The following is a 3,493-nucleotide window of genomic DNA, read 5'->3' on the forward strand; positions in this document are numbered from 1 at the left end:
GCTCCCGGCCCCTCGGGGCGTTCCGGGCGGTCAGCCCAGGCGCTTGACCGCGGCCTCGACCCGCTCGTCGGTGGCGGTGAAGGCGACGCGGACGAAGTTGGCGCCGGCCTCCCCGTAGAAGTCGCCGGGCGCGACCAGGATGCCGAGGGAGGCGAGGTGGGCGACGGTGTCCCAGCAGGGCTCGTCGCGGGTCACCCACAGGTAGAGGCTGGCCTCGCTGTGCTCGACGCGGAAGCCGTGCGCCTCCAGGGCGGTGCGCAGCGCCTCGCGGCGGGCGGCGTAGCGGCCGCGCTGCTCGGCCACGTGCGCGTCGTCGCCGAGGGCGGCGACGACGGCGGCCTGGACGGGGGCCGGGGTCATCATGCCGCCGTGCTTGCGGATCTCCAGCAGCTCGGCGAGGACGTTCTCGTCACCGGCGATGAAGGCCGCCCGGTAGCCGGCCAGGTTGGAGCGCTTGGAGAGGGAGTGGACGGCGACGAGGCCCTCGTAGGAGCCGCCGCAGACGTCGTCGTGCAGGACGGAGACCGGGTCGGCCTCCCAGCCGAGTTCCAGGTAGCACTCGTCGCTGAAGACCAGGATCCCGTGCTCGCGCGCCCAGGCGACGATCCGGATCAGCTCCTCCTTGCCGAGGACCTTTCCGGTGGGGTTGGACGGGGAGTTGAGCCAGAGCAGCTTCAGCCCGGCCGGGTCCAGCTCGGTCGGGTCGTCGTAGACCACCGCCTCGGCGCCGCACAGCCGCGCGCCGACCTCGTAGGTCGGGTACGCGAGGCGGGGGTAGGCGACCTTGTCGCCGGCGCCCAGGCCCAGCTGGGTCGGCAGCCAGGCCACGAGCTCCTTGGAGCCGACCACGGGCAGCACGTTGCGGTGTCCGGCGGCGCTCGCGCCGAGCCGGTCGCGCAGCCAGCCGGTGATCGCGTCGCGCAGCTGGGGGGTGCCCCAGACCGTCGGGTAGCCCGGGGAGTCGGCGGCGCCGATCAGGGCGTCCTGGATCAGCTGCGGCACCGGGTCGACGGGGGTGCCGACGGACAGGTCGACGAGGCCGTCCTCGTGGGCCGCCGCCGTCTTCTTGTACGGCTCCAGCTTGTCCCAGGGGAACGTGGGGAGACGGTCGGAAACTGCGGCCACGGTGCTCTGCTCTCTCTCAGGGGCGGGAAAGGTACGGGAAAACGGCTCGGTCCCGTGCGGCAGCAGTGCCGGACGGGACCGAGGGGCGCGTCTGCCGTGAAACGGTCAGTGCTCGCCGTTGATGCCGGCGGGCAGCGCGGCGATGAAGGGGTGGTCGCGCTCGATCAGACCGAGCTTGGAGGCACCACCGGGCGAGCCGAGCTCGTCGAAGAACTCGACGTTCGCCTTGTAGTAGTCCTTCCACTCCTCCGGGGTGTCATCCTCGTAGAAGATGGCCTCGACCGGGCACACCGGCTCGCACGCCCCGCAGTCGACGCACTCGTCCGGGTGGATGTACAAGGACCGCTGGCCCTCGTAGATGCAGTCGACGGGGCACTCTTCGATACAGGCCTTGTCCTTGACGTCGACACAAGGCTCCGCGATGACGTAGGTCACGCTCTCGTTCCTCCTCGGTAGGGCTGTCCATTCGCGCGGGAGCGCGGCGTCGTCGATGCCCGCACCTAGTATCTCCGTTCCCGGGCACGATCCGAACAGGAGGGGCGGACAGAGCTGTGGAAATCACTGCCGGTGGGCTGCTGGAGATCCGTATCACCCCGGCTGACGTGGGTAAACGAGTCTCCGTACGACGGGTGCGGGAAGGGACCGGCGGCACTCCCGCCTTCACCGACGCGGTCGGGGTTCTCACATCCTGGACCGGGGGTGTGCTGACGATCACACGCAAGGACGGCGTGTCCGTCCACATCCCGGAATCCTCGCTGGTCGCGGGCAAGGTGGTGCCCGCGGCTCCGGCCCGGCGCAGGGGTCCGGCGGCCTCCTTCGAGGAGCTCGCCCGGGTCATGGCGAGGGCCTGGCAGCCCCTGGAGAGCGAGCCCCTGGGCGACTGGACGCTGCGGGCGGCCGGCGGTTTCACCCGGCGGGCCAACTCGGTGCTGGCCCTCGGCGACCCCGGGATACCCCTGGACGAAGCACTCGCGCGGGTGACGGCCTGGTACGCGGACCGGGACCTCCCGGCCTACGTCCAGGCCTCGACCGGCGCCGCCGGCACCCAGGAGCTGCTCTGCGCGGAGCTGGAGCGGCGCGGCTGGGTCAACGAGGTCTCGGCGGAGGTCCGGACCGCGGGTCTGGCCCCGGTGGCCGACCTGGACGCGGACGTGTCCGGGATACGGCTGACCCGGGAGCCGGACGAGGAGTGGCTGGGCCGCTACGGGAAGGTCCGGGACCCGGAGCTCGCCCGGCGGGTGCTGGTGGAGGGCCCGTCGGTGTGGTTCGCCTCGCTGGACGGCGGCCGGGCGGTCGGGCGGTGCGTGGTCGACGGGCGCTGGGCCGGCTTCGGCGCGGTCACGGTCGCCCCGGAGCACCGCCGGCGGGGGCTGGCGACGGCGGTGATGACGGCGCTGGCCCGGCGGGCGCTGGAGGAGGGGGCGTCGGCGGCCTGGCTGCAGGTGGAGACCGACAATCCCGCGGCGCGGGCCCTGTACGACGGGATGGGCTTCGCCGCGCACCACGCCTACCACCACTTCCGCGCCGGAGCCGGGGCGTGAGCGCGGCCACGCGGGAGCTGTTCGCGGCGGAGGCCCGCTCNGTGCCTGCTGCTGGCGGCGGAGGCGGACCCGGAGCTGGACGAGCGGGCCATGGACTGGGCGCAGATGGAGCTGGACCGGATGGCGGGGATGCTGCCGTACGGGCTGCGCGGGCCGAGGGCCTGGGCGGCGGCGGTGACGGACCTGCTGGGGGGCCGGCTCGGCTTCCACGGCACCCCGAAGGACTACGACCGGCTGGAGTCCTCGCTGCTGCACGAGGTGCTGCGGCGCCGGCGGGGCCTGCCGATCCTGCTGTCGGTGGTCTGGCTGGAGGTGGCCCGGCGGGCGGGGGCGCCGGTGTACGGGCTGGGGCTGCCGGGGCACTTCACTGTGGGTTTCGGGGACCCGGAGGAGGGGGTGGTGGTCGACCCGTTCGCGGGCGGGGCCTCGCTGGGCGCGGGCCCGGCGGAGCTGGCGCAGGGGCCGCGGACGCCCGCGCGCACCCTGGACATCGTGCTGCGCGTCCTGGGCAACATCCGGGCCTGGGCGGCCGCCCGTCCGGAGCACTCGGCGGTCGCCCTGTGGTCGCTGGATTTGTCCCTGCTGCTGCCCTCGCATCCGGCGGCGCTGCGCTACGAGCGGGCCCGGCTGCTGGTGGAGCGGGGGTCCTTCCAGGCGGGGGCGGCGGAGATGGACGCGTACGCGGTCGTCATGGACGCGGTGGACCCGGAGGCGGCGACCCGCATCCGCGCGGAGGCCGCCTCGGCCCGCGCCCTGCTCAACTGACCGGCGCGATCCCGCCCGTGGCGACGTCGGCGGCGCCGGCGGCGACCGCGCCCGCGTCGGCC

The 3,493-nt window shown here is 73.9% G+C and carries 3 protein-coding genes and 1 pseudogene; 2 read left to right on the top strand and 2 right to left on the bottom strand.

Annotated features, from left to right (window positions below):
- Nucleotides 1-30: 30 nt before the first annotated feature.
- Together dapC and fdxA are read right to left on the bottom strand one after the other, a co-directional pair.
- Nucleotides 31-1,125, bottom strand: a complete 1,095-nt coding sequence (dapC, locus tag VR44_RS33575; RefSeq protein WP_045951423.1) for a succinyldiaminopimelate transaminase — start codon at nucleotides 1,123-1,125, stop codon at nucleotides 31-33.
- A gap of 105 nt (nucleotides 1,126-1,230) precedes the next feature.
- Complete coding sequence (gene fdxA, locus VR44_RS33580) at nucleotides 1,231-1,560, bottom strand: ferredoxin (protein WP_030713714.1); 330 nt, start codon at nucleotides 1,558-1,560, stop codon at nucleotides 1,231-1,233.
- A 116-nt stretch (nucleotides 1,561-1,676) separates the two neighbouring features.
- On the opposite strand from fdxA, the gene VR44_RS33585 reads away from it, so the two are divergent.
- Both VR44_RS33585 and VR44_RS33590 read left to right on the top strand, forming a co-directional pair.
- Entirely contained in the window at nucleotides 1,677-2,666 is a 990-nt protein-coding gene (locus tag VR44_RS33585) for a GNAT family N-acetyltransferase (RefSeq protein ID WP_045951424.1), read from the top strand.
- Nucleotides 2,663-3,431: pseudogene (locus VR44_RS33590) on the top strand (transglutaminase family protein). Before VR44_RS33585 ends, VR44_RS33590 begins: the two are co-directional and overlap by 4 nt.
- Nucleotides 3,432-3,493: the final 62 nt, after the last annotated feature.

The organism is Streptomyces katrae (assembly GCF_000966975.1).
Lineage (GTDB): Bacteria > Actinomycetota > Actinomycetes > Streptomycetales > Streptomycetaceae > Streptomyces > Streptomyces katrae.